The organism is Streptomyces sp. RKAG290 (genome assembly GCF_023701695.1).
Taxonomy (GTDB): Bacteria; Actinomycetota; Actinomycetes; order Streptomycetales; family Streptomycetaceae; genus Streptomyces.
Genome location: NZ_JAJOZC010000001.1, coordinates 1,431,671 through 1,456,330, shown reverse-complemented (window position 1 = coordinate 1,456,330; position 24,660 = coordinate 1,431,671). Strand labels below are relative to the sequence as shown.

The following is a 24,660-nucleotide window of genomic DNA, read 5'->3' as shown; positions in this document are numbered from 1 at the left end:
AGACAAACCCACGTACACAGGTTCGGGCGAGGAGCGGTCAGAGTGCAGCGCTGGCGTGGCTTGGAGGACATCCCCCAGGACTGGGGACGCAGCGTCGTCACCATCGGCTCCTACGACGGGGTGCACCGCGGACACCAGCTGATCATCGGCCGGGCCGTCGAGCGGGCCCGCGAGCTGGGGGTGCCGTCGGTCGTGGTCACCTTCGACCCGCACCCCAGCGAGGTCGTCCGGCCCGGCAGCCACCCGCCGCTGCTCGCCCCGCACCACCGCCGTGCCGAGCTGATGGCGGAACTCGGCGTGGACGCGGTGCTGATCCTGCCGTTCACCACCGAGTTCTCGAAGCTCGCCCCGGCCGACTTCATCGTGAAGGTGCTCGTGGACAAGCTGCACGCGCAGCTGGTCATCGAGGGCCCCAACTTCCGCTTCGGCCACAAGGCCGCGGGGAACGTGCAGCTGCTCACCGAGTGCGGCGCCACCTACGACTACCGCGTCGAGGTCATCGACCTGCGGGTGCGTGGTGAGGCGGGCGGCGGCGAGCCGTTCTCCTCCACCCTCACCCGGCGCCTCGTCGCCGAGGGTGACATGGCCGGCGCCGCCGAGATCCTGGGCCGCCCGCACCGTGTCGAGGGCATCGTCGTCCGCGGTGCGCAGCGCGGCCGCGAGCTCGGCTTCCCCACCGCCAACGTCGAGACGCTGCCGCACACCGCGATTCCGGCCGACGGCGTCTACGCGGGCTGGCTGCACGTCGACGGCGAGGCGATGCCCGCCGCGATCTCGGTCGGCACGAACCCGCAGTTCGACGGCACCGAGCGGACGGTGGAGGCGTACGCCATCGACCGGGTCGGCCTCGATCTGTACGGCCTGCACGTCGCGGTGGACTTCCTCGCCTACGTACGCGGGATGCTGAAGTTCGACTCGATCGACGACCTGCTGGTGGCGATGGCCGCCGATGTGAAGCGGTGCAGCGAGCTGATCTCGGCGTACGACCGGGGCTGAGCCGCCGGGCCGTGGCGCCGTGCGTCCATGCGGCGGGACCTCGCGCACAGGCCGCAGCGCTCAGCGTTTCGGCCCCTGGGCTCACTTATGGTGGGGCCTGCCTGGCCGGGTGAGCCGGGCCGGAGGAGGCCCGTACCGTGCGTGAACTGCTCTCCGAGCTGCGGGCCTGGCGTGAGGCCGGTACGCCGTTCGCCCTGGCTACCGTGGTCTCCGTCCGGGGCAGCGCTCCGCGGGCACCCGGCGCCGCGATGGCCGTGACCGCCGACGGGGCGGTCGCGGGAAGCGTGTCCGGGGGCTGCGTCGAAGGTGCGGTCTACGAGGTGGCGGGCGAGGTGCTCGCGTCCGGGAGCCCGCAGCTGCAGTCGTACGGGATCAGCGACGACGAGGCGTTCGGCGTCGGGCTGACCTGCGGCGGCACGATCGATGTGCTCGTCGTGCCGTTCGCCGCCGCGGCCGACCGCGCATGGCTCGGCCCGGTCACCGACTCGATCACGCGCGGCGAGCCCGTCGCCGTGGCCACCGTACTTCCGGACGCCGCGGCGGCCGGTGCCCGGCTGGTGGTCCGGGCCGACGGCGCACAGGGCTCGCTCGGCAACGAGGGACTCGACGCCGCCGTCACCGACGACGCCCGCGGCCTGCTCGCCCAGGGCGCGACCGGCCGGCAGTGGTACGGGGTGCGCGGGGAGCGCCGGATGCAGGACGTGTCCGTCTTCATCCAGACGTACGCCCCGCCGCCCCGCATGCTCGTCTTCGGCGCCATCGACCACGCGGCCGCGACCGCGCGCATCGGGTCCTTCCTCGGCTACCGGGTCACCGTGTGCGACGCCCGTCCGGCCTTCGCGACCCGCGAACGGTTCCCCACCGCCGACGAGGTCGTCTGCGCCTGGCCGCACACCTATCTGTCGGACACGGAGATCGACGGGCGCACGGTGCTCTGCGTCCTGACGCACGACCCGAAGTTCGATGTCCCGCTGCTGGTCGCCGCGTTGGCGACCCCGGCCGCGTACATCGGCGTGATGGGGAGCAGACGCACCCATCTCGACCGGATCGCACGGCTGCGGGAGGAAGGGGTGGACGACTCCGACCTGGCGCGGCTCGCCTCACCCGTCGGGCTCGACCTCGGCGCCCGGACCCCGGAGGAGACGGCCGTCTCGATCGCCGCGGAGATCATCCAGCACCGGTGGGGCGGCACGGGGCGGCCGCTCGGCGAGCTGTCGGGGACGATCCACCACCACCAGCAGTAGCGCGCGCCCCAGCACGGTGCTGGGCAGGCCCGGAACCCCGGACCTGCCCAGCACCCCAGCCACTACGTCACCGCGCTAGGAACGCGCGGTCACCGCGGCAGCGGCCCAGTGGCACGCCACCTGGGTCTCGCCGCCGCCCGCCAGCACCGGCAGATCCTTCGTACGGCAGGCGTCCGCCACCCCCGCACGCTCCGCCTCGCCCGAGGCCAGGACCTGGCAGCGGACGTGGAAGCGGCAGCCGGACGGCACCTTGGACGGGTCCGGCGGCTCACCGGTCAGCACCACCGGATCGCCCTCCGCCTCCGGCAGAACCGACAACAGCGCCTGCGTGTAGGGGTGCTGCGGAGCCGTGAGGATCTGCTCCACGTCGCCGGTCTCCACGATCCGGCCGAGATACATCACCGCCACCCGGTCCGCGATGTTCCACGCCAGACCGAGGTCGTGCGTCACCACCAGCGCGGACAGGCCCAACTCGTCCCGCAGCCGCAGCAGCAGCGCCAGGATCTCGCCGCGCACCGACGCGTCCAGTGAGGCCACCGGCTCGTCGGCCACGATGAGTTCCGGTTCCAGGACCAGGGCGCCCGCGATCACGACCCGCTGACGCTGGCCGCCCGACAGCTCGTGCGGGTAGCGCAGGAAGAACCGCTCCGGGGGCCGCAGCCCCGCCCGGGACAGGGCGTTGGTGACCGCCTCCCGCTCGTCGCCGCCGTACCGGTGGATCCGCAGGCCCTCGGCCACCGCGTCGTACACCGTGTGCCGCGGGTTCAGCGAGCCGCTGGGGTCCTGGAGCACCAGCTGGACCCGCTTGCGGTACGCCTTCAGCGCACGGCTCCCGTAGTCGAGCGGCTTGCCGCCGAAGGTGACCTGCCCGGAGGTCGGCGGGACCAGGCCGAGCAGCGAACGGGCCAGCGTCGTCTTGCCGCAGCCGGACTCGCCGACCAGGGCGACGATCTCGCCCGGCCTGATGTCCAGGTCGACGCCGTCGACGGCACGCGCCGGCTCGGCCCCGTGCCTGCCGGGGAACGTGACCTGCAGTCCCTGCGCGCTGAGCAGGTCCGTGGTGGTGGTCATGATGTGCTCCTTGCTTCCTCGGCACCCGGCAGGACCGGGACCGCGGTCCCCTCCGGACCCACCAGCACACAGGCGGCCTGCCGCCCGGGACCCGCGTCGCGCAGCGCCTGGTCCTGCGTGGTGCAGGAGTCCAGAGCCACCGCGCAGCGCGGGTGGAAGGTGCAGCCGGCCGGCAACGCCGACGGGTCGGGCGGATCGCCCGGCAGCCCCCGGGGAGCGAACCGGGAGGCCGGGTCCCCGATGCGCGGGAAGGCGCCGGACAGGGCCTTGCTGTACGGGTGACGTGCACTCTCGTAGACCTCGGACGCGGGACCCTGCTCCACGACCCGTCCCGCGTACATCACCGCGAGCCGGTCGCAGGTGTCCGACAGCACCGCGAGGTCATGGCTGATCATGATCAGTCCGAGGTCCTGCTCGGAGACCAGCTGCTCGATCAGGCGCAGGATCTGGGCCTGGATCATCACGTCGAGGGCCGTGGTCGGCTCGTCGGCGATGATCAGCCCCGGATCGCAGGCCAGCGCCATCGCGATCATCACGCGCTGGCGCTGCCCGCCGGAGAGCTCGTGCGGATAGGCGTCCGCCCGGGCGGCGGGCAGTCCCACCTGCTCCAGCAGCTCACCGGCGCGCTTGCGCGCGGCGGCCTGGGTCGTCCTGCGGTGCAGCACGATGGGCTCGGCGATCTGGTCCCCGATGCGGTGCACGGCGTTGAGCGAGTGCATCGCGCCCTGGAAGACGATCGAGGCGCCGGCCCAGCGCACGGCCCTGACCTGGCCCCACTTCATGGCGAGGACGTCCTCGCCGTTCAGCAGGATCTCCCCGGAGACCTTGGTGCCCGCGGGCAGCAGACGCAACAGCGCGAGCGCCAGCGTCGACTTCCCGCAGCCCGACTCCCCGGCGATGCCGAGCTTCTGGCCCGCGTCGACCTCCAGATCCACCCCACGGACCGCCTGGGCCCCGCCGGCGTACGTGACCGTCAGGTCGCGCACCTGGAGAAGAGGCGTCTTTCGGATGCTCGTCGTGCTCAACGGGCCACCCCCAGCTTGGGATTGAGGACGGACTCGATGGCGCGGCCGCACAGCGTGAACGCCAGGGCCACCAGTGCGATGGCGATACCGGGCGGTGCCAGGTACCACCAGTCACCCGCGCTGACCGCACCGGCCTCGCGCGCGTCCTGGAGCATGCCCCCCCAGGAGGTGATGGTCGGGTCGCCGAGGCCGAGGAAGGCCAGGGTGGCCTCGGTCAGGATCGCGCCGGAGATCACCAGCGTGGTCTGGGCGAGCACCAGCGGCATCACGTTCGGCAGGACGTGCCGGGTCATGATGTGCCCGTGTCCGCCGCCCAGTGCCCGGGCGCGCTCGATGTAGGGGCGCGACTCCACCGCGAGCGTCTGCGCCCGCACCAGGCGGGCCGTGGTCGGCCAGGTGGTGACGCCGATCGCGATGATGACCGTCCACAGGGAGCGGTCCATCACGGTGGCCAGCGCGATCGCCAGGACCAGGGTCGGCATCACCAGGAACCAGTCGGTGACCCGCATCAGGACCGTGGAGTACCAGCCGCGGAAGTGCCCCGCGAGGATGCCGACGACGGTGCCGATGGCCACGCACAGGAACGCCGCGAGCAGTCCCACCGTCAGCGACACGCGTGCCCCCCACACCAGCAGGGCCAGCACGCTCCGGCCGAACTGGTCGGTGCCGAGCGGGAACTCACCGCTCGGTGCCTCCAGCGCGCCACCCGGCGCGGCGGTGACGCTCTGCGAGTCGGCGCCGACGAGCGCGGGCGCGAACAGTGCGATCAGTCCGATCAGGATGAGCCCCGCAAGGCCCCACAGGCCGCCCCGGTGGCGGCGGTACTCGCGCCAGAAGCGGGCCAGGGAGCGGCGCTTGCGGGCCCGTGCCAGCGCGCGCGGGCTCTTGCCCGCTGCGGTTTTGGGCCCTTCGGGCGCGGGTGCTTCGGCCTCGGGAGTGGAGGCGGGCATGGATTCGGTCGTCATCGGCCCACCCGGGGATCGAGCAGCGGATACAGCACGTCGGCCAGGGTGTTCGCCAGGATCACCGCGGTGGCGAAGACGAAGAACAGCCCTTGGACGAGCGGCAGGTCGGGGACGCTGAGTCCCTGGTAGAAGAGGCCGCCCAGACCCGGCCAGGAGAACACGGTCTCGACCAGGATCTGTCCCGCGACCACGTGTCCCAGGTTGACGAACATCAGCGTGAAGGTCGGCAGCATCGCGTTCGGGACGGCGTGCTTGCGGCGTACCGCGTCGTCGCGCAGCCCCTTCGCGCGGGCCGTCGTCAGATAGTCGCTGCCCATCTCGTCGAGGAGCGAGGAGCGCATGACCAGGAGGGTCTGCGCGTAGCCGACCGCGACCAGCGTGATCACCGGAAGCACCATGTGGTGCGCGACGTCGAGGACGTACGCGAAGCCGGTCTCGTTGCCCGACTCCAGGCCGCCCGTCGGGAACATGCCCGGGATCGGGCCGATGCCGACCGAGAAGACGATGATCAGGAGCAGACCGAGCCAGAACGACGGCACCGAGTACAGCGTGAGCGCGAGCGCGGTGTTGAACCGGTCGCTCGTGGATCCGTTGCGCCAGGCGGTGCGGGTGCCCAGCCAGATGCCGAGCGCGCTGTAGAGGACGTACGCCGTGCCGGTGAGCAGCAGCGTCGCCGGGAGCGCCTCGGTGATCTTGTCCATCACCGGGGCGTGGAACTGGTACGAGATGCCGAAGTCGCCGGTGAGCGCGTCCCCCACGTACGTGGTGAACTGCTGCCACATCGGCTGGTCGAGGCCGAACTGGTGTCGCAGCGATTCGAGCTGCTCGGCGGAGACGCGGCGGCCGCCCGTCATCTGCTTCACCGGGTCGCTGGGAATGAGCCGGAAGAGGAAGAAGCTGGTGACCAGAACGGCGAACAGCGAGATGGCCGCGCCGGCGATCTTGGCGGCCACGTACGTGAGATAGGCCTTGGTGTTGCGCGCCCGTGGGCCGCGGGCGGCCGAAGGGCCGGCGGGAGCCGGACCGTCCGTGGCCGCATCCGCCTGTTTCACGAGCGCCGGAGTGCTGTCAGCTGTCATGGGGAACTCTCGTTACTCGTGCTGCACTTAGAGGGACCGGCCGGCGGGGCCCGACTGCTCGGGGCCCCGCCGCCGCTCTCTCTCATCCCGTCCGCGGAAATTACCCGCGGTCCGCGGAACTACTCGCGGTCGTCCGCGGTGGTGCGGCGGCGCCTCGTGATGAGGAACCCGCCGACTGCCAGCACCACGACGACGGCCACGATGCCGATGATGATCCCGGTGGAGCTGGAACCACTGTCGCTGTCCGCGTCGCTGCCGCTGCCCGCCGGTACGGCGGACCACCAGCTCCAGTACCCGTCCTGGCCGTAGATGTTGCCGGCCGCCTCGGGCATGGTCGTGATCGACTTGATCTGGTCGGTGCGGTAGGCCTCGACCGCGTTCGGGTACGCGATGATGTTCATGTACCCGGAGTCATACATCCAGGACTGCATCTGCTTGACGATGTCCGCGCGCTTGGCCGTGTCGTACTCGGCGAGCTGCTTCTTGTAGAGGCCGTCGTACTTCTTGTCGCAGATGAAGTTGTCCGTGGCCGCGCTCGCCTTGGCCTTGGTCGGCAGGGCCGCGCAGGTGTGGATGCCGAGGACGAAGTCCGGGTCCGGGTTGACCGACCAGCCGTCGAAGGCGAGGTCGTACTCACCGGCGTACCAGGGGACGGAGACGTCGTCGAGGCAGTCGACCTTGAGGCCGATGCCGAGCTTGCCCCACCACTCCTTGAGGTACTTGCCGATCGCCTTGTCGTTCGGGTCCGTGGCGTGGCACAGGATGCGCAGGTCGAGCGGCTTGCCGTCCTTGCCTACGCGCTGGTCGCCCTTGAGCTTGTAGCCCGCCTGGTCCAGCAGCTGGGCCGCCTTGGCCGGGTCGTAGCCCAGGGTCTGGCTCGCGGACGGCTGCCAGTAGTACGCCGAGAAGCGCGGCGGGATGTAGCCCTTGCCCTCGACGGCGTGGCCCTGGAAGACCTTGTCGATGATCGTCTTGCGGTCGATGGACAGGAACAGCGCCTGACGGACCTTCTGGTCGAGCAGGGCCTTGTTGCCGTTGCCGAACTTCTTGCCGTCCTTGGTCTGCGCACCGGGGTTGGTGGCCAGCGCGAAGAAGCGGCGGCCCGGGCCCTCGTTGACCTTGATGTTCTCGTCGCCCTTGAGCGACGCGGCCTGGGCGGGGGTCAGTGCGGGCGAGCCGGCGACGAAGGAGACCTCACCCTTGCGGAGCGCGGCGACCGCGGCGTCCTGGTCCTTGTAGGTCTTGAAGACCACCTCGTCGAACTTGGGCGAACCGCGCCAGAAGTCCTTGTTGGCCTTGAGCTTCACATACTGGTCGACCTTGTAGTCGGTCAGGATGAAGGGCCCGTTGCCCACGATCGGGAACTTCGTGTCGTTGTTGAACTTCGAGAAGTCCCCGACCTTCTCCCAGACGTGCTTGGGCACGATCGGGACGTCGAGCGCGGCCATGGTGGCCTGCGGCTCCTTGAGCTCGATCACCAGCTTCGTGGGGCTGGGAGCCGTCACCTTCTTGAAGTTGGTGACGAAGCTGCCGTTGGACTGGGCGGCGCCCTCGTCCGTCATGATCTTGTTGAACGTCCAGGCCGCGTCCTCGGCGGTGGCCTGCTGCCCGTCCGACCACTTGGAGTTGGACCGAATGGTGTACGTCCACGTCAGCTTGTCCGCCGACGGCTCCCACTTGGTGGCCAGGCCCGGGACGGCGTGGTTGTCCTTGGGGTCGTAGTTCGTCAGGAAGTCGTACATGAGCCGGGAGACGCTGGTGCTCAGCAGCTTCTGGGCGAGGAACGGGCTCAGTGAGTCGACGCTCTGCGCGACCGCGACGGTCAGTGTCGACTTGCCGCTGTCGGCCGCCTGCGCCTGCTGGGGCGCGGCCGCCCCGAAGGGTACGCCCGGCACGACCGACGCGGCTGCGAGTGCAAGGGCAGCGGCACCGGAGGCCAGGAGGATTCGCATACGTGAGCGTGGCTGGGCAGAGGGCGGTGGAACTCTTTCGACCATGGTCAGGGACCTCGCGTCATGACTCGCACGGAGAAGGCGGGTTGATCTGTGGTTCGCCAGCTGGTGAAGCGAAGGTTTATCAGCGGTGGTCGAGCCACGTCAACGGTCACCGAAACCGCGTGTGGTCTGCGGGAATGCGCAGAGGGTCCGCATCGCGGGAGCGATGCGGACCCTCATTGGTTCAGACCTCTGACGCCTTACTGCTGAGGCGCTGGCGGCGGCTGCGGAGGCTGCTGCTGCCACCCGGCAGGCGGGACGGGACCCTGCAGTTCGGGAGGGGTGGACTGGTGCGGCGGAACCGGCTGACCAGGCTGTCCGCCCTGCTGCTGCGGCGGCTGCGGACCGGCCGACCGGGCCTGCGAGGGCGGCGACTGCTGCCAGCTCTGCCCGGCACCGGGGCCCGGCTGCGGGGGGTAGGGCTGCTGCTGGCCCCCGTAGGGCTGTTGGGGCTGCTGGGGCGGGTACGGCTGCCCCGGGTGCTGGGGCTGCTGGGGCGGATACGGCTGACCCGGCTGGTGGGGCTGCTGGGGTGCGTAGGGCTGCTGTCCGGGCATGTGGTGGCCGGGTGCCTGCTGCTGCCCGGGCATCGGCGGGGCGTACTGCGGCGGCTGGTTGCTGCCGTCCGACGTCCACAGCCCCTGCTGCTGCTGGGCGCGCGCGAAGTCCTCGGCGACGAGGGCGGAGAGGTGGAAGTACGCCTCCCGGGTCTTCGGACGCATCATGTCGAGGTCGACCTCGGCGCCCGCCGACAGGTGCTCGTCGAACGGCACGACGACCACGCCGCGGCAGCGCGTCTCGAAGTGCTGCACGATGTCGTCGACCTTGATCATCTTTCCGGTCTCGCGGACTCCGGAGATGACCGTGAGGGACCGCTGCACCAGGTCCGCGTATCCGTGCGCGGACAGCCAGTCCAGCGTGGTGGAGGCACTTGACGCGCCGTCGACCGAAGGCGTCGAGATGATGATCAGCTGGTCGGCGAGGTCCAGCACGCCGCGCATCGCGCTGTAGAGGAGACCGGTGCCGGAGTCGGTGAGGATGATCGGGTACTGCTTGCCCAGCACCTCGATCGCGCGCCGGTAGTCCTCGTCGTTGAACGTGGTCGAGACGGCCGGGTCCACGTCGTTGGCGATGATCTCCAGACCGGAGGGCGCCTGCGAGGTGAACCGCCGGATGTCCATGTACGAGTTGAGGTGCGGGATCGCGTGGACCAGGTCGCGGATGGTCGCCCCGGTCTCCCGCCGGACCCGGCGGCCGAGTGTGCCGGCGTCCGGGTTGGCGTCGATGGCGAGGATCTTGTCCTGCCGTTCGGTGGCCAGGGTGGAGCCGAGCGCGGTGGTCGTCGTGGTCTTGCCCACGCCGCCCTTGAGGCTGATCACCGCGATCCGGTAGCAGGAGAGCACCGGGGTGCGGATCAGTTCGAGCTTGCGCTGCCGCTCGATCTCGTCCTTCTTGCCGCCCAGCTTGAAGCGGGAGGCGGCGGACGGGGTGCGGCTGCTCTTCGCCTTCTGCTTGCCCCGGACCAGCCGGTCGGAGGAGAGCTCCACGGCGGCCGTGTAACCGAGCGGGGCACCCGGCACCGAACGCTCGCGCTGGTCGTGGGTGACCGGCGTGGGCCAGGCGGCGCCGGCACGCGGGTCGACGGGCGGTGCCTGCGGCGGCAGTTGCTGCTGCGGCTGCTGCTGCGGGGAGACCTGCGCGGGCAGGTTGGGCGTGCCCTGGGCCGGCGGCTGGGCGCCCTGCGGGAACCCGTAACCGCCCTGCGGGGGCTGCGGCGCGGCCGGCGGCAGCGCGGCGCTCTGCTGCTGCCCGGGCCACTGCGGCGCCGGCGATGCCTGCTGCGGCTGGGGTGCCTGCGGCGCGGGCTGCGGCAGCGGGGCTCCGGGCTGGGGCTGGTGCGGCACCGGGGCTCCCGGCAGGGCCTGCTGCGGTGCCGGGGGCTGCGGGAAGCCGTAACCGGCCTGCGGCGCGGGGGCTCCGGGCTGGGGCTGGTGCGGTGCCGGGGGCTGCGGGAAGCCGTAGCCCGCCTGGGGCGCGGGGGCCACCGGCTGGGCCTGCTGCGGGAGCGCGGGAGGCTGCGGGAAGCCGTAACCGGCCTGCGGCGCGGGGGCTCCCGGCTGGGGCTGCTGCGCCGCCGGAGGCTGCGGGAACGCGGGGGGCTGCGGGCTCTGCGGCGTCGGGGCCGGCGGGGTCTGCGGGAAGCCGTAGCCGCCCGGCGTCTCGTTCGCCGGGGGCCGCCCGGCCCACTGCGATGCCGGCTGCGGCGCGGCGGGCTGCGGCGCCGCGGGCTGGAAGGCGGGCGGCAGCGGCGGCAGTCCGCCCTGCGGCGGCGCGGGCGTCCAGGGCGCCGGCGCCGCGTCGCGCGGTGCGTTGCCGGACGGTGCGTCGAGGGGAGCCCCGTCCGCGACGGCGTCCGAGGGCACGGAGTCGGCTGGCTCGTCGGCCTGCGGGGTGCTGCCGGAGCCGGCACCGGTCGGCGCGTCGGACACCGCCTTGTCGACCGGGGAGCCGTCGGCGGCGGCAGCGCCGTCGGCCTCGCCCGATTCCGCGGATGCGGCATCGGACGGCGCCGCATCCGCGGAAACCGGGTCGGCGGGGACCGCGTCTGCCGACACAGCGTCGGACGGAGCCGGGACCGAGCCGGGCCCATGGGCCACTGGGGAATCCCCGGGGCCGTCCTGCGCCGGGTCCGTGGCCGCGTCCCTGTCCGTCTTCGCTCCCGCGCCGGCGTCAGCCGCCTCCGCGACCGAGTCTGCGGCGGCACCTCCGGCGGAACCGGCGCCCGATGCCGGGTCCGGAGCGCTCGCGGCCCTGGCGGCGGCCTCCCGCTCGGCGATCTCCCGCTTCAGCGCGGCGGACGAGAACCGCATCGTCGCGCCGCTCTCCACGTCGCCGCTGCCGAACGGATCCGGCGCACCCGACGGGTCCGACGCGTCGGCTGCCGGGGAGGAGGAGCTGCCCGAAGCGGTGTGAACGGGCGGCACCGGGGGATTCGGAGCCGGGGCGGGCGGCTCCGGTGCCCAGCTGGGTTCGAAACCGCCACCGGCCGGCAGCCCGGGTACGGACACCGGTGCGCCGCTGGGCGGTGGGGGCGGGGCCAGGTGCGTTCCGGCGCCGCCCGAGGAGTCGCCCGGCGCATTCTGCGTGTACCAGGCGGGCGGGGTGTAGTCGATGGTGAACTCACCCGTCATCTCGGCGGGCTCCGCGTCGGACGACTCGTCGACGGGCTCGTTCCAGCCACCGCGCATCTCGTCCCGATCGCCGTTCACTTTGCCTCCTGGTGTGGTCGAGCACCCTTGTGCCGTGGTGGGTGGGGGCGACCGTTCCCGTAGTGCGAACCGCCCGGCTCTCCCCCTGGGACGCGCGTTGCCTGCCCGCAGGTCTTCTGCCGCGCCCGGACCCACCCTAATCGCCATCGGGCTCGGTACGGCAGGCCGTACGGCACCGCGGGCACTGTCCCGTACGTCACGTACTGCCCCCAAGTGGACTGAGTACGGCAGGGAGTGAAGGGTAAAGCGGTCAAACGCGTACATCTACGCAGGGAAACCTGAACATTTCGCACACGTCCCCCGCGCCGTCAGTCCATCCGCCGTGCGCTCCCCAGCAGTCCCGATTCCGCGTCGGTCGCGCTGGTCATCACGAACCGCCGGTCCCGCCGCGTGCACCAGAGGGTGACACCGTCCGTGAGGGTGGACAGCGTCCGCGCCGCATCGGCCGGCAGGTGCATGAGCTGCCCGATCTGTGCCGCTTCGTCGGGAGATACCCGTTGGATGCCGACCAGTGATGATTTCTCCAGCAACCCGGGTGCCACCGGGCTCAGATACGGCAGCAGCGTCACCACCGACTGCCACGGCCCGGACGCCACCCGCCCGCGCGGTGGCCTCATGCCGCAGTCCCGCACCACGACCACCGGCGAGCCGGCCGAAGGGCCCTGCGCCGGCACCCGCCCCACGTCGTGCAGCGAGACGCACGGCTGCCCGGCGCCCGCGGCCTGCGCCAGCTTCGTCCAGGCGTGCGCCCGCCCGGTCTCGACCACGATCCGGGCGCCGGTCGCCGCCGCCCGCAGCGCGAGCACCTGAGCCGTCCACAGCCCGCCGATCAGGGTGACGTCGTACGGCGTGGGCCGGTTGATGCCGATCACGGCAGGGCGGCCGTCACCGTCCACGCCGATCACCACGCCGTCGTCGCCGACCGGCACGGCAAGTGACGCCAGCTGCTCGGGCCGGACGGAGTGCCAGGTCCGGCGCGGGCCGAGCAGCCCGAATCCCAGCCGCCCTCGGCCACGCGCGCGTACGGACATCAGCGGGTACCCCCGAGTGGCAGCGTGGCGAGCACCCCGGGCAGCTGCTCGCGGTCCAGCCGCACCAACGAGGTCTTCACCCCGCGGGCCGTCCGCTCCAACTCGTGTCTGGCGGACAGTAGTTCCTCGTCGCTGCGGCCGGTGATCCGGATGTGTCCGGCGACCGAGACCTCCTGCCGGGCGCCGTGGCCCAGCGTGAGGCTGAACGTCGTGGCCAGCGCCGGGACCGAGGTGAGCAGCGCGACGAGCTGCGGCATCGGCGCACCGCCACCGCCGAACTGCGGCCAGCGGCGCACCCAGTAGGTGGTGTGCCGCCGGTCGTCGCACCACCAGGTGCGCGACGTCTCGCGGGTGCGGCGGACGGGCGTAACGGACCGGCCTGCCCTCGCCATGGCCGACGGGGCGGCACAGGCCGACGTGGCGATCGCCGAGTGGATCTCCGGCTCCGTCAGCACCGTCGCGCGAAACCCCGCCCCGGTCAGTCTCCCGGCCAGCTGGTCGGCCGTGCGCACCAGACACTTCTGCGTACCGATGAGCCCGCCGCCGCGCGCGCGTACGGCCTCCGGGCAGAGCTCGGGGTCCAGCTTCAGTGCGATCCACGTGATGCGGACCGCCGGGGAGCCCGTCCGCGCCTGCAGGGGCGCGTAGTTGCGTGCCGCGAGGGACTGCTCCGGCAGATGCGGGGCGGGGGCTGGCTGGGTGTGCTGCACGATCTGCGCCGATTCGAGCCGGATGCCGTCGACGTCGAGGGCGTCCTTGACCAGCATCAGCGGCAGCGGCCGCGCGGAGCGGTCGGGCCGCAGCGCCGAGGCGTCCGACTCGATGCGCAGGACGGCCGTCAGATACGTACCGTCGCCGATCATGCCGACCGGCCGCCGGTCGCGGTCGCTGAACGAGTGCGTGCGCAGGGCCGGTTCGCACTCGACCGCGGGTGCGAGGCCCGGCTCGGTGCCCGCGGGCGGCACCGTCGACGCGGCGCCGCGGTTACGGGCCCGCAGCGCGAAGGCGGTACCCAGCCACTCGGGAAGCGAACGGCGCTGCCGGCGCACCACGGCGAGCAGCACCAGCGCCGCGGCCACCGCACCGGCGGGGGCCAGCAGCAGGGGATCGACGACCCAGGCGCTGAGCAGCAGGGCGGCGGCGATCTCGAACAGCACGAGTTGTTGCAATCGAAACGGTCCGAACCGTGCCACTCGCGCGCCACCCGGCCTGCGCGGGCCGGCGGCACGGGGCGGACCGCCGTGCCCGGCGACGGCTGCACCGGCCCGGGGGGATCCCGGGGGCGGTACGTTTCCGGCCGGAGGTGTCCGCGTCACGGAAGCCATCATCGCGGCATTCTCCCCGTTCATCCGGGCCCAACTCGGCCCGTGCCACGCCTCTTCCGCCGAGGGCTGCGGCGGCTGGATCACCCTACCCGGCCCGCGGCCCCCACGGCCGGCAGGCATAGTTAGGGGCCGGTCCGGCACCCCGGGTCCGGCGGCAAGGACCCGGTGCGGGGCGTCGGATGCGGTCACTCGTGGTGCCGCGCGGGGAGAGCACGGGAGACGGACGGACTCATGACATCGCGGCGGGACGAGCTCAACGCGTACACATTTGCGAAGAGGTGCACGGTGGCGGCATTTCTCCGGTCCTCGCCCCACGGTTCCGACGAGGGCGCCCCCCGCCCGCTGCGCGCCGTCCTGCCGAGCATCGTCGCCGGCGCACTGATCCTCGCGGGGTTCGGCGCCGTCGGCATGTTCAGGCCGACCGCCCCCAAGGACTGGGACCGCCCCGCCGCCCACGTGATCGTCGGCAAGAAGTCGACCACCCGCTACGTGGTGCTCACCACCGGCAGCGGCCGGGACGGCAGGAACCTGTTGCACCCCGTGCTCAACCTCGCGTCGGCCAGGCTGCTGCTCACGCCGCAGAACGACGACGTCGTGCAGGTCGCGGACGACATCCTGGACGCGGGGAAGCCGCCGCGCGGCCCGGTCCTCGGCATTCCGTACGCCCCCGACCGGCTGCCCGAGGCCGAGGACGCGGGCACCGCCAAGCGGTGGGCCGTGTGCGTGCAGCCGGGCGGCAAGGGCAACACCGTGCAGAAGGCCGCCTTCGTGCTCGCCGCACGGGACAACGCGCTGACGGAGGGCCCGAACAGGCTCACCGGCGGTCAGATGCTCTACGTGCGTGGTCAGGACCGCACCCGCTACCTCGTCGACGCCCGCGGCACCAAGTACCGCATCGACGAGACCGCTGCCGATCTGGGCCACCTGACCAGCGCCCTCGTCGGCAGCGCACAGCCGCAGCCCGTCACCGGCGACTGGCTGGCCACCCTGCACGACGGCAGCCCGATCGCCTTCCCCTGGATCCCCGGCGAACCCGGCGCGCCGGCGCACGCCGAAGGGCGGCTCTCCGCGCAGGAGAACCGGATCGGCATGGTGCTGCGGACCCGCAACGGCGAGGGCACCGCGTACTTCGTCGTCCTCGACGGCACGGTCCGGCCGGTCTCCGAGTTCACCGCCTGGCTGCTGATCAACTCCCCGCAGACGGCCGGCCTCGACCTGAAAGGCCAAGCGCGCGCCGTGGGCCTCCAGGACTTCGTGCCCGACCCCGCGCCCTTCACCGGCCAGGCCGCGCACTGGCCCGCGCACCGGGCCGACCGGGTCAACGCCACCGAGGCCGGCGGCTCCGGCCGGGACACCGTTTGCAACGTGCTGCGCGGCGCGGACGGCAGGGGCCGTACGACACTGAGCACCTGGGCGGGCCCCGCGTACCCCGCCCCCGTCGGAGCCGGCGGCACGAGCACGTACGTCACCCCGGGCAGCGGGCTGCTCTACACCCAGGTCCGGGGCCGGCAGACCAGCCCGGACGGATCACTCTTCCTGGTGACGGACACCGGACTGCGGTACGCGGTTCAGGCGAACGGCGACAGTGACGCGGACCGCTCCGGCATCGGCGCGGGCTCCACGGCGGACGGGCCGGACGGGCGCCCCGAACCGAGCCAGGCGCAGATCCGGCTCGGATACGGGAAGGTGACGCCCGCCCTCGTGCCGATCGAGTGGTCGGACTTCCTGTCCAAGGGCCCCCGGCTCGACACCAACAGCGCCCGCCGGCCCCAGGGTTCCTGAAGGGGCCCGGGCGTGCGGCAACGGATCAGCGACACAGGAGCACGGGGGATCAGGACGATGCCGTACCGCAGGACGGTCCTGCCGGCGGTGGCCGCCGCGGCCGCTCTGGCCGCGCTCGCGGGGCCACAGGCCGCGTACGCCGTGCCGGGCCGGGGCGACCTCGGCATAGACGGCGGCGGCGTATGCACCTTCCCGATGAAGAAGCAGTTCGAGGGCCGTCCCTGGTCGCTGCAGCGCGTGCTGCTGGACGAGCTGTGGCAGGACACCAGGGGCAAGGGCGTCCGCGTCGCCGTCATCGACACCGGGGTGGACGACACCAACCCGCAGCTCACCTCGGCCGTCGACGCCTCCGCGGGCGCCGACTACCTGCCGGGCGGGGGGAGTGACGGCACCGTCGACGAGGTCGGCCACGGCACCAAGGTGGCGGGCATCATCGCCGCCCGCCCGCGCAGGGGCACCGGATTCGTCGGCCTGGCCCCCGCGGCCACCGTCATCCCGATCCGCCAGAACGACGAGCGGAACAGCGGCAAGGACACCACGATGGCCGCCGCGATCGGCCACGCGATCGCCAAGGGCGCCGACGTCATCAACATCTCCCAGGACACCACCAGGCCGCTGGCGGACGACTCCGTGCTGGGCCGGGCGGTGGCCAGGGCCGTCGCCAGGGACATCGTGGTGGTGGCCTCCGCGGGCAACGACGGCCTGGACGGCCGGCGCAGGCGCACCTACCCCGCCGCGTTCGACGGTGTCCTCGCCGTCGCCGCGTCCGACCGCAACAACGAACGCGCCCCCTTCTCGCAGGCCGGGGAGTTCGTCGGGGTGGCCGCACCGGGCGTCGACATCGTCTCCACCGTCCCCGGCAACGGCCAGTGCACCGACAACGGCACCAGCTTCTCCGCGCCCTACGTGACGGGGGTCGCCGCGCTGCTGCGCGCCAAGTACCCGCACTGGACGGCGGCGCAGATCGTCGCCCGGATCGAGCAGACCGCCGAACGCTCGGTCAACGGCCACGACGACTTCGTCGGCTGGGGCGTGGTCGACCCGGTGCGTGCGCTGTCCGGCGACGACGAACCGCAGGACGCGCCCCACCCGGACCCGCCGCCCGCCGGGGCCCAGGCACCCCGGCCGGCGAAGCTGGAGATGCCGGGGTCCCCGCAGGAACGCGACAAGCGGTACGCGACCTACGCGCTTGCCGCGGCCGCCGTGCTCGTCGGCGTGGTCGCCGGCACCGCGACCGTCCTGCGCGACGTCCGCCGGCGGCGCGCTCCGCGCACGCGGTGAGGCGCTGAGCGCAGCTTTTCGTGCAAAAGCCGCAGTTGGGGAGAGATGGTGAAATGGCTAGGGTAATAAGGGACTTCACGTACCGGATACCTGGCCGCGTTCGGCGGGCAGGTCCGTGAACCGAGAGACAGGACCTCCGGATGACCAACCCCGCAGGCGGTTTCGCACTTGCCGACGAACCGATCGTCCAGGCGAAGAACAAGATCATCAACACTGCCGAGGCAGTGTCCAGGCAGTCCAGGGAACTGGCGGACATCCTCGCGACGGCCGGAGCGGGGTGGACCGGTGTCGGCGCCTCGGGGTTCACCTCCGCACAGCTCGTGATCAACGAGGACCACGACGGGATCCGCCGCCTCCTGAACGTGCTGCACCACGCCGTGGGCAGCACCAGGAACCTCAGCAACGCCAACGACGAGGAGGTCCGCGCGGCCTTCAACGCCGTGAAGGAGCCGGCCACGGCCGGCAACACCTCCGGGCTGAACGGCGTCTGAGCCGCGCCGCCGCACACTTTCCGCCACAGCGAGCAAGAGGAGAAGCCGGATGGGTCACGACCCGCACACCAAGGTCAGGTACGAGAGCGTCCAGGAGATGGCGAACCGCATCCGCGTGGTGTCGCAGAACATCTGCCGCGACCTCGAGGAGATGGACACCGCACTCAAGGTCGTCACCGACACCTGGGACGGCGAGGCCCACCGGGAGTACGTCACGCTCCAGCACAAGTACCGGGGCCGGGCCGAGGACATGAAGAGCCGCCTGGAGCAGGTCGCGAAGATCGTCGAGTCCGGCAAGGACCACTACCGTTCCACGGACATCAAGTCCTCGCGCCTGTTCACCGAGGCGTACTGACAGCCGGACACGACAGAGGGCACGTTCACCCGAACGTGCCCTCCGCGCGTACCGCCCCGTCACCCGTTACGTCAGGTCGAACTCGCCGTCCCGGGCGCCGAGTACGAACGCACGCCACTCGGCCTCGGTGTACCGCAGCACCGTCCCCGGATCCAGCGACGACCTCATCGCCACGGCCCCGTCCGGCAGATGCGCGATCTCGACGCGCTCCTCGGCCTCCTCGGTCCCGGGCGCACTCAGCCATTCCACCCCCGAGATGTCGAGTGCGTACAGCTCGTCCTTCTCCGCCTGCGTGCCCATCGTCAAAGGTTCCTCTCCGTACGTGGCTCTGCACGGCACCGTACAGGCACCGCGCCGGCGAGGGACCTGGTCAGCCATTCGCCAGCGGACGGCACGAATCTGTGCTCGCCACACCCGCCGCCCCGGCTGCGGGAGTGGCGAGCCGCGTCAGCGCCGCTGCGGCAGCCGGCCGGTCTGCACGAGGGGATTCCCCCGTCGGCGGCTCGCGAAGTACCCCCGCCCGGCGGCATCGGATGCCCGCGCACCGGCCCGATCAGATCGCCCTCGGCCGGATCGCCGGACAGCACCACACCCTGCGCCCCCAGCTCCTTGATCCGCTGCATGAACGTCTCGTACATCGCGCGCGACGCCCCCGCCGAACCGCGCGCGATGACGAACCGCACCCCGGTGTCCCTGGCGAACGGCAGGTACTCCGCCAGCGGGGCCAGCGGATTGCCCGCGCCCGTCGCCACCAGGTCGTAGTCGTCCACGACCACGAAGATCTGCGGCCCCGTCCACCAGCTGCGGTCGTGCAGCTGCTGCGGGGTGACGTCGGCCGGCGGCTGCCGGCGCGCGAACACACCGGCCAGCGCCTCCATGTGCATCCGCATCGAGCTCGCCATCGGCGCGTACTCCAGCAGATGGCTCTCCGGCAGCGCGCCCAGCAGCGACCGCCGGTAGTCGCCGACGACGAACTTCGCCTCGTCGGGGGAGTAGCGCTCCGCGATCTGCTTCGCGATCAGCCGCAGCAGATTGCTCTTCCCCGACTCGCTCTCACCGAACACCAGGAAGAAGGGATCGGTGTCGAAGTCGACGAACACCGGCTCCAGATCCGTCTCGTCGATGCCGATCGCGACGCCCCGGTGCGGGAACTCGAACCCCTTCGGCAGCTGTTCCGCGGGCAGCCTGCGCGGCAGCAGCCGTACGGCCGGTGCCGGTGCACCCGTCCAGGCCGCCCGCACCGCCGCGACGAACGCGGCCGTTCCGTCGGAGAGGTCCGCCACGTCGGCGACGGAGTCGATGCGCGGCAGCGCGCCCATGAAGTGCAGTTTCTCCGCCACCTGACCACGGCCCGGCACCCCGGCCGGCACGTTGGCGGCGACCTTGCGGTCGAACTCGGAATCCATCGCGTCGCCGAGCCGCAGTTCGAGCCGCCCGAGGATCTGGTCCTTCAGCGCCGCACGCACCTCCATGTAGCGGGCGGCCGAGACGACGACATGCACGCCGTAGCCGAGTCCGCGCGCGGCGATGTCGGTGACGACCTGCTCCAGCATCTCGTACTCGGCCCGGAACCCGCCCCAGCCGTCGATGACCAGGAACACATCACCCCACGGCTCGCCGGGCAGTTCACCGAGGGCGCGCCTGCGCCGGTAGGTGGCGACGGAGTCGATCGAGTGGGAGCGGAAGAACTCCTCCCGCCGGCCCAGCACCCCCGCCACCTCGGCGACCGTACGCCGCACCCGCTCCGGGTCCAGCCGGGCGGCGATGCCCCCACATGCGGCAGATCCGCCAGCGAGGCGAGTGAGCCACCGCCGAAGTCGAGCCCGTAGAACTGCACCTCCCGCGGGGTGTGGGTGAGCGCGAACGACGAGATCAGCGTCCGCAGCACCGTCGACTTGCCGGACTGCGGACCGCCGACCACCATCATGTGCCCCGCCGCGCCGGAGAAGTCCCGGTACAGCACCTCGCGCCGCTGCTCGAACGGCTTGTCGACCAGACCGACCGGGACGGTCAGCCCACCGGGCCGGCTGTACTCCGTAGCGGTGAAACCGCGATCCGCGCTCACCGCGAGACCCGGCAGCAGCTGATCCAGCGTCGGCGCCCGGTCCAGCGGCGGCAGCCACACCTGATGAGCCGGCACCCCCTGCCCCTCCAGCCGGCGCACGATCACATCCAGGACGGTGTCCGCGAGCGCGTCGTCCCGGGCGCCCGGCGGCACGGCAACCGGCTCGGCCGGGTCCGGCGCCGGGTACTCGACCGGCACCGGCAGCGCACTGAACAACGCCGCCCGCCGCTCGGCCGGCAGCTGCCCCACCGGCAGCGCGGGACCGCCGGTGCGGTACGCCCCCGACACGTACGCCGCCTTGAACCGGGTCATCTCGTCCGTGCCGGACTTGAGGTAGCCGGAACCGGGCACGGACGGCAGGTGGTAGGCGTCCGGCACACCCAGCGCCGTACGCGACTCGGCGGCCGAGAAGGTCCGCAGCCCGATCCGGTACGAGAGGTACGTCTCCAGCCCGCGCAGCTTCCCCTCCTCCAGCCGCTGCGAGGCCAGCAGCAGATGCACGCCGAGCGAACGGCCGATCCGGCCGATCTGGATGAACATGTCGATGAAGTCGGGCTTGGCGGTGAGCAGTTCGGAGAACTCGTCGATGACCAGGACCAGCGAGGCCAGCGGCTCCAGCGCCGCACCGGCCGCCCGCGCCTTCTCGTACTCGTGGATGCCGGCGTAGTTGCCCGCCGCCCGCAGCAGCTCCTGGCGGCGCTGCAGCTCACCGCGGATCGCGTCACCCATCCGGTCGACCAGGGTCAGGTCGTCGGCCAGGTTGGTGATCACCGCCGCCACGTGCGGCAGCTGAGCCATGCCCGCGAACGTCGCACCGCCCTTGAAGTCCGCGAGCACGAAGTTCAGCGTCTCGGAGGGGTGCGTGACCGCCAGCCCCAGCACCAGCGTCCGCAGCAGCTCCGACTTGCCCGAACCGGTCGCACCGACACACAGGCCGTGCGGCCCCATGCCCTCCTGCGCCGCCTCCTTCAGGTCCAGCATCACCGGCAGACCGTCCTCACCGACCCCGATCGGCACCCGCAGCCGCTCGGCGGCCGACCGCGGCCGCCAGGTGCGCGCCACATCGACGCCCTCCGCATCGCCCAGACCCAGCAGATCGGTGAAGTCCAGTTCGGCCAGCAGCGGTTCGTCGTCCGCGCCCCCGCCCAGCCTGAGCGGCGCCAGCTGCCGGGCCAGCGCCTCGGCCGCGGGCAGCGAGATGCCGTCCGGCACCCCCTCGTACGCGAGACCCGCCCCGGACTCCAGACGCAGCAGCCCCGGCCGCGCCAGCACCGACAGACCGCCGCGCGGCTCGCCGGGCTCGCCCTGCACCACCTCCACGACCGTCACGCCCTGCAGCCCCTCGGCCGCCGCGAACAGCGAGTCCGGCGGCACCCGCGCGCCGTCCAGGATCACCACGACGTGCGGCTGGTCCAGCAGCGGGCGGTTCTCCCGGCCGAACCGGGGCCGCCCCGCCAGCCGGTGCGCCAGCAACGGCTCCAGCTCATCCAGACCGCCACCGAACAGCCGCTTCGCGCCGGCCCCGTCGAACTGACCGGGCACCTGGACGTGCGGCAGCCACTTCGTCCACTCCCAGCGCGCCACCGCACCGGGCCCCGCCGCGACCGCGACCACCAGATCCTCGGGCGAGTGCATCGTCACCAGCTGGGCCACCATCGCGCGCGCCGTGGACTGCGCCGACTCCGGCGGGCCGGCCACCGTCACGTGGTAGAAGGCCCGCATCGAGACGGCCATCGGCAGTCCGTCCAACGAGCCGTGCACCGCCAGGAACCGCTGCATCGCACCCGCGCACATCGGCTCCAGCTCCTCCACCGGAGCCGTCTCGGGCGCCGACAGCGGAGTCGACAGCAGCTGCACACCGAGACCGAGCCGCACCTGGCCGAAGTCCTCGTCACCCAACCGCCGTTGCCACACCCGGCCGCTCTCGGCGGCCATCGACCACAGCTGGTCCGGGGCGGGCTGCAGATACAACTGCGTATCGCGCTGGGCGCGCGCGGTCCGGCGCACCGTACGCCGCGTCCGCGCCAGGTACTTGAGGTAGTCACGCCGCACATCCGCCAACTGCCCCTGCGTGCCCCGACGGTGACGCACCAGCTGCGCAAATGTCATGGCGGCGGTCGACACCAGCATCAGCACACCCATGACCCGCATGAACGCGGGGGCCTGCGGAGCGAAGAAGAAGACCACCGACGAGCCCATGCCGAGCACCGGCAGGATCTGCATCAGCACACCCTCCTGCTGCCCGCGCGGCAGCTCGGGAGGGGGCGCCAAAGTCAACCCGTCCGAGGGAACTTCCGGCGGCAGGGACCGCGGTGGTCGCTTCACGACGATCTGGCTCACCGGAACATCAATCCCTCGGTGCGGACGGGCGAAGGGCCGGGTGGATCCGCACCGGCGCCCCCGTGGCTGCCTCTGCTCGCGGACTGGCCTCCGCGCGACGGCGATCCTACGTGCCGAGAGGGCTGTTCCTCACTCCCGGTAGGTTCGCGGTTGCGCAGGGTGCGCAACCGCGAATCAGGGGGACCGACACGTGAGTACGACCGCTGCGACCGGCTTCTGCCGTGTCACCGTCGTGGCGCCCGACAGCCGGATCGACGTCGCACTGCCCCAGGACATCGCGGTCGCCGACATCTACCCGGAGGTCCTGCGCCTCTCCGGCCGGACCCAGGCCGTCGCCACTCCCACCGGCCACCACCTCGTACGCCGCGACGGCACCGTCCTCGACGGCGCCCGGACCCTCGCCGCCCAGCAGGTCCACGAAGGCGAGATACTCCTCCTGCGCCCCTTCGCCCAGTCCCTGCCGCCCGCCGTCTTCGACGACGTCTCCGACGCCATCGCCTCGGCCGTCGGACGCGACCGCCACCTCTGGAGCGAGGACCTGCTGCGCGGCGCCGGTCTGGCAGCGGCTGTCACCCTGCTCCTCCTGATGGGCCTCGTGCTGTGGTCCGCCGATCCGGTCCGGCACGACATGCACGGCCTGCCCGGCATCGCCGCGGGCTCGGCGGGACTGCTGCTCACCGCCTTCGCCGGGGTGCGCGCCCGCATCTACGCGGACGGCGCCTGCGCCGTCGCACTGGGCCTCGGCGCACTTCCGCTCATGCTCCTCGCCGGGTCCGGCATCGTCGGACCGGACGCCGGCCAGGGTCCCGGCAGGCTGCAGTTCCTGCTCGGCTGCGCCGCCGTGCTGACCGCCTCCGTCGTCCTGGCCGCACTCACCCCGAGCGGCGACGCCCCCTTCGTCGCGGCGGCCCTCCTCGCCACCGCCGGCACCCTGGCCGCCTTCGCGGCGATCCTCACCGAAGCCTCCGCCACCGGGGCCGCCGCCATCTGCGCCCCGGCCGGCATCGGACTCGTCGCCTTCCTGCCCGGCCTCTCGGCCCGCTTCGCCCGGCTGCCCATCGGATACGCCGCGCCGCGCACCGCCCCGGACGGCTACGACGACCACGCCGCGGAGCCGGACGCCCACCCGGCCGTCCCGGGCCTGCCCGTCGACGCCGCACACATCGCGGACGTGGCCCGCCGCGGTCACGAGATGCTGCTGGGCCTGGTCGGCGGGTGCGCGGCCCTCGTCGTCGCGGCCGCCGCCGTACTCGGCTTCTCCGACAGCCTCTGGGGCCAGCTGCTCGCACTGGCCACCGGACTCGCGATGCTGCTGCGCGCCCGGCTCTTCCGCTACACCGCGCAGGTCGCCTGCGTGCTGTCGGCGGGCATCGGCGCCCTCGGCCTGCTGATCACCGGCCTCGCGCTGAACCCGCCCGCCGGCCTCCTGGACGACCTGGCCCGGTACGGCGACCACGGCTCCCTCGACCTCCGGACGACCTGGCTCTGCGTCGCCGTCGCCGCCGGCGCCGCCCTGCTCACCGCGGTCGCCCTGGTCGTACCGCGCAAGGGCCTGTCCCCGTTCTGGGGCCGGCTCCTGGACCTGACGGAGAGCGCCATCCTGCTCTCCCTGGTGCCGCTCTGCATGGCCGCCCTCGACGTCTTCGCCAGGGCCAGGGCCCTCACGGGCTGAGGCCCGTCAGGGGCGCTCCGAACGGCTGGTAGTCTGGCTGTGGCCGTTTGTGTACGCGTTCCCGGTTCATCCTGGGAGCTGCGCTCATCGGACCTTCGCTCCCGAGTCACTCAAGCTCCCCTGAGATCAAGACCAGGGGCACTCGTGGGCGCATCGAACACCTAGAGGAGTACCGCGTGCCGCTCGACGCCGCTACGAAGAAGCAGATCATGACCGAGTTCGCGCAGAAGGAGGGCGACACCGGTTCCCCCGAGGTTCAGGTTGCCATGCTCTCCCGCCGGATCTCGGACCTGACGGAGCACCTCAAGACGCACAAGCACGACCACCACTCCCGTCGTGGTCTGCTGATCCTGGTCGGCCAGCGTCGCCGCCTCCTGCAGTACCTGGCCAAGAAGGACATCCAGCGCTTCCGTGCGCTCGTCGACCGCCTCGGCATCCGCCGTGGCGCGGCCGGCGGCGCCAAGTAAAGACGTTGCGAAAGGGAGCGGTGCCCACTTCCAGGGGGCCGCTCCCTTTGCCGTACGTGCGGTACCGGGGTCAACCTCAGTAACCTGGACGTACAACACCAGACGAGGAGAGGCGCCCGACGGCCGCCGCCGGTCCTCGGTAGTGGCCCCCGGGACAACGCCCGGGAGCTTCGATCGAAGACCGGCCCCGCACACAAGGTGCGCCTCT

The 24,660-nt window shown here is 72.2% G+C and carries 17 protein-coding genes and 1 pseudogene; 8 read left to right on the top strand and 10 right to left on the bottom strand.

Annotation, left to right across the window (positions count from 1 at the left end; genetic code table 11):
- The first annotated feature begins 42 nt into the window (after nucleotides 1–42).
- Together LNW71_RS06175 and LNW71_RS06170 are read left to right on the top strand one after the other, a co-directional pair.
- Nucleotides 43–996: a bifunctional riboflavin kinase/FAD synthetase gene (locus LNW71_RS06175; RefSeq protein ID WP_250967316.1), complete on the top strand. Its 954-nt coding sequence runs from the start codon at nucleotides 43–45 to the stop codon at nucleotides 994–996.
- A 137-nt stretch (nucleotides 997–1,133) separates the two neighbouring features.
- Complete coding sequence (locus LNW71_RS06170) at nucleotides 1,134–2,240, top strand: XdhC family protein (protein ID WP_250967315.1); 1,107 nt, start codon at nucleotides 1,134–1,136, stop codon at nucleotides 2,238–2,240.
- A gap of 75 nt (nucleotides 2,241–2,315) precedes the next feature.
- Here LNW71_RS06170 and LNW71_RS06165 read toward each other — a convergent pair whose 3' ends face one another.
- The 8 genes from LNW71_RS06165 to eccE form a co-directional block, all read right to left on the bottom strand.
- On the bottom strand, nucleotides 2,316–3,311 hold the full coding sequence (locus LNW71_RS06165; protein WP_250967314.1) for an ABC transporter ATP-binding protein: 996 nt from the start codon (nucleotides 3,309–3,311) through the stop codon (nucleotides 2,316–2,318).
- A complete protein-coding gene (locus LNW71_RS06160) occupies nucleotides 3,308–4,336 on the bottom strand; it encodes an ABC transporter ATP-binding protein (RefSeq protein WP_250967313.1) in 1,029 nt (342 codons plus the stop codon). Before LNW71_RS06160 ends, LNW71_RS06165 begins: the two co-directional genes overlap by 4 nt.
- Nucleotides 4,333–5,301, bottom strand: coding sequence for an ABC transporter permease (locus LNW71_RS06155; protein WP_250967312.1), 969 nt, complete (start codon nucleotides 5,299–5,301; stop codon nucleotides 4,333–4,335). The genes LNW71_RS06160 and LNW71_RS06155 overlap by 4 nt, the downstream gene beginning before the upstream one ends.
- Nucleotides 5,298–6,380, bottom strand: coding sequence for an ABC transporter permease (locus tag LNW71_RS06150; RefSeq protein WP_250967311.1), 1,083 nt, complete (start codon nucleotides 6,378–6,380; stop codon nucleotides 5,298–5,300). The genes LNW71_RS06155 and LNW71_RS06150 overlap by 4 nt, the downstream gene beginning before the upstream one ends.
- Before the next feature lie 119 nt (nucleotides 6,381–6,499).
- The gene (locus LNW71_RS06145; RefSeq protein ID WP_250967310.1) at nucleotides 6,500–8,332 is read right to left on the bottom strand and encodes an ABC transporter substrate-binding protein; all 1,833 of its coding nucleotides are present in this window, start codon (nucleotides 8,330–8,332) and stop codon (nucleotides 6,500–6,502) included.
- Nucleotides 8,333–8,574: 242 nt separating this feature from the next.
- Entirely contained in the window at nucleotides 8,575–11,643 is a 3,069-nt protein-coding gene (locus tag LNW71_RS06140; RefSeq protein ID WP_250967309.1) for an SCO5717 family growth-regulating ATPase, read from the bottom strand.
- Between the two features lie 308 nt (nucleotides 11,644–11,951).
- Nucleotides 11,952–12,674 carry a hypothetical protein gene (locus LNW71_RS06135; protein ID WP_250967308.1) on the bottom strand — a complete coding sequence of 241 codons (723 nt, stop codon included), beginning with the start codon at nucleotides 12,672–12,674 and terminating at the stop codon, nucleotides 11,952–11,954.
- Entirely contained in the window at nucleotides 12,674–13,999 is a 1,326-nt protein-coding gene (gene eccE / locus LNW71_RS06130) for a type VII secretion protein EccE (protein ID WP_374119509.1), read from the bottom strand. Before eccE ends, LNW71_RS06135 begins: the two co-directional genes overlap by 1 nt.
- A gap of 231 nt (nucleotides 14,000–14,230) precedes the next feature.
- Here eccE and eccB point away from each other — a divergent pair, with 231 nt between their 5' ends.
- The 4 genes from eccB to LNW71_RS06110 all read left to right on the top strand — a co-directional run bounded on the left by eccB (nucleotide 14,231) and on the right by LNW71_RS06110 (nucleotide 17,908).
- Nucleotides 14,231–15,781, top strand: a complete 1,551-nt coding sequence (eccB, locus tag LNW71_RS06125) for a type VII secretion protein EccB (protein ID WP_250967306.1) — start codon at nucleotides 14,231–14,233, stop codon at nucleotides 15,779–15,781.
- A 57-nt stretch (nucleotides 15,782–15,838) separates the two neighbouring features.
- Complete coding sequence (gene mycP / locus LNW71_RS06120) at nucleotides 15,839–17,062, top strand: type VII secretion-associated serine protease mycosin (RefSeq protein ID WP_250967305.1); 1,224 nt, start codon at nucleotides 15,839–15,841, stop codon at nucleotides 17,060–17,062.
- A 140-nt stretch (nucleotides 17,063–17,202) separates the two neighbouring features.
- Complete coding sequence (locus tag LNW71_RS06115) at nucleotides 17,203–17,553, top strand: hypothetical protein (protein ID WP_250967304.1); 351 nt, start codon at nucleotides 17,203–17,205, stop codon at nucleotides 17,551–17,553.
- Nucleotides 17,554–17,602: 49 nt separating this feature from the next.
- Nucleotides 17,603–17,908 carry a WXG100 family type VII secretion target gene (locus tag LNW71_RS06110; RefSeq protein WP_250967303.1) on the top strand — a complete coding sequence of 102 codons (306 nt, stop codon included), beginning with the start codon at nucleotides 17,603–17,605 and terminating at the stop codon, nucleotides 17,906–17,908.
- Between the two features lie 66 nt (nucleotides 17,909–17,974).
- On the opposite strand, the gene LNW71_RS06105 is transcribed toward LNW71_RS06110, so the two are convergent.
- Nucleotides 17,975–18,208 carry a DUF397 domain-containing protein gene (locus LNW71_RS06105; protein ID WP_250967302.1) on the bottom strand — a complete coding sequence of 78 codons (234 nt, stop codon included), beginning with the start codon at nucleotides 18,206–18,208 and terminating at the stop codon, nucleotides 17,975–17,977.
- 147 nt (nucleotides 18,209–18,355) lie between these two features.
- Nucleotides 18,356–22,313, bottom strand: a pseudogene (gene eccCa, locus LNW71_RS06100) (type VII secretion protein EccCa).
- 190 nt (nucleotides 22,314–22,503) lie between these two features.
- Here eccCa and eccD point away from each other — a divergent pair.
- Complete coding sequence (gene eccD / locus LNW71_RS06095) at nucleotides 22,504–23,985, top strand: type VII secretion integral membrane protein EccD (RefSeq protein WP_250967301.1); 1,482 nt, start codon at nucleotides 22,504–22,506, stop codon at nucleotides 23,983–23,985.
- Between the two features lie 176 nt (nucleotides 23,986–24,161).
- A complete protein-coding gene (gene rpsO / locus LNW71_RS06090) occupies nucleotides 24,162–24,452 on the top strand; it encodes a 30S ribosomal protein S15 (protein WP_018551846.1) in 291 nt (96 codons plus the stop codon).
- Nucleotides 24,453–24,660 lie beyond the last annotated feature (208 nt).

Coding starts and splice junctions, on each gene's coding strand:
- LNW71_RS06165 (WP_250967314.1), bottom strand. CDS start 3,311: ATGACCACCACCACGGACCTGCTCAGCGCGCAGGGACTGCAGGTCACG.
- LNW71_RS06155 (WP_250967312.1), bottom strand. CDS start 5,301: ATGACGACCGAATCCATGCCCGCCTCCACTCCCGAGGCCGAAGCACCC.
- LNW71_RS06150 (WP_250967311.1), bottom strand. CDS start 6,380: ATGACAGCTGACAGCACTCCGGCGCTCGTGAAACAGGCGGATGCGGCC.
- LNW71_RS06145 (WP_250967310.1), bottom strand. CDS start 8,332: ATGCGAATCCTCCTGGCCTCCGGTGCCGCTGCCCTTGCACTCGCAGCC.
- LNW71_RS06135 (WP_250967308.1), bottom strand. CDS start 12,674: ATGTCCGTACGCGCGCGTGGCCGAGGGCGGCTGGGATTCGGGCTGCTC.
- eccE (WP_374119509.1), bottom strand. CDS start 13,999: ATGGCTTCCGTGACGCGGACACCTCCGGCCGGAAACGTACCGCCCCCG.
- eccB (WP_250967306.1), top strand. CDS start 14,231: ATGACATCGCGGCGGGACGAGCTCAACGCGTACACATTTGCGAAGAGG.
- mycP (WP_250967305.1), top strand. CDS start 15,839: ATGCCGTACCGCAGGACGGTCCTGCCGGCGGTGGCCGCCGCGGCCGCT.
- LNW71_RS06115 (WP_250967304.1), top strand. CDS start 17,203: ATGACCAACCCCGCAGGCGGTTTCGCACTTGCCGACGAACCGATCGTC.
- LNW71_RS06110 (WP_250967303.1), top strand. CDS start 17,603: ATGGGTCACGACCCGCACACCAAGGTCAGGTACGAGAGCGTCCAGGAG.
- LNW71_RS06105 (WP_250967302.1), bottom strand. CDS start 18,208: ATGGGCACGCAGGCGGAGAAGGACGAGCTGTACGCACTCGACATCTCG.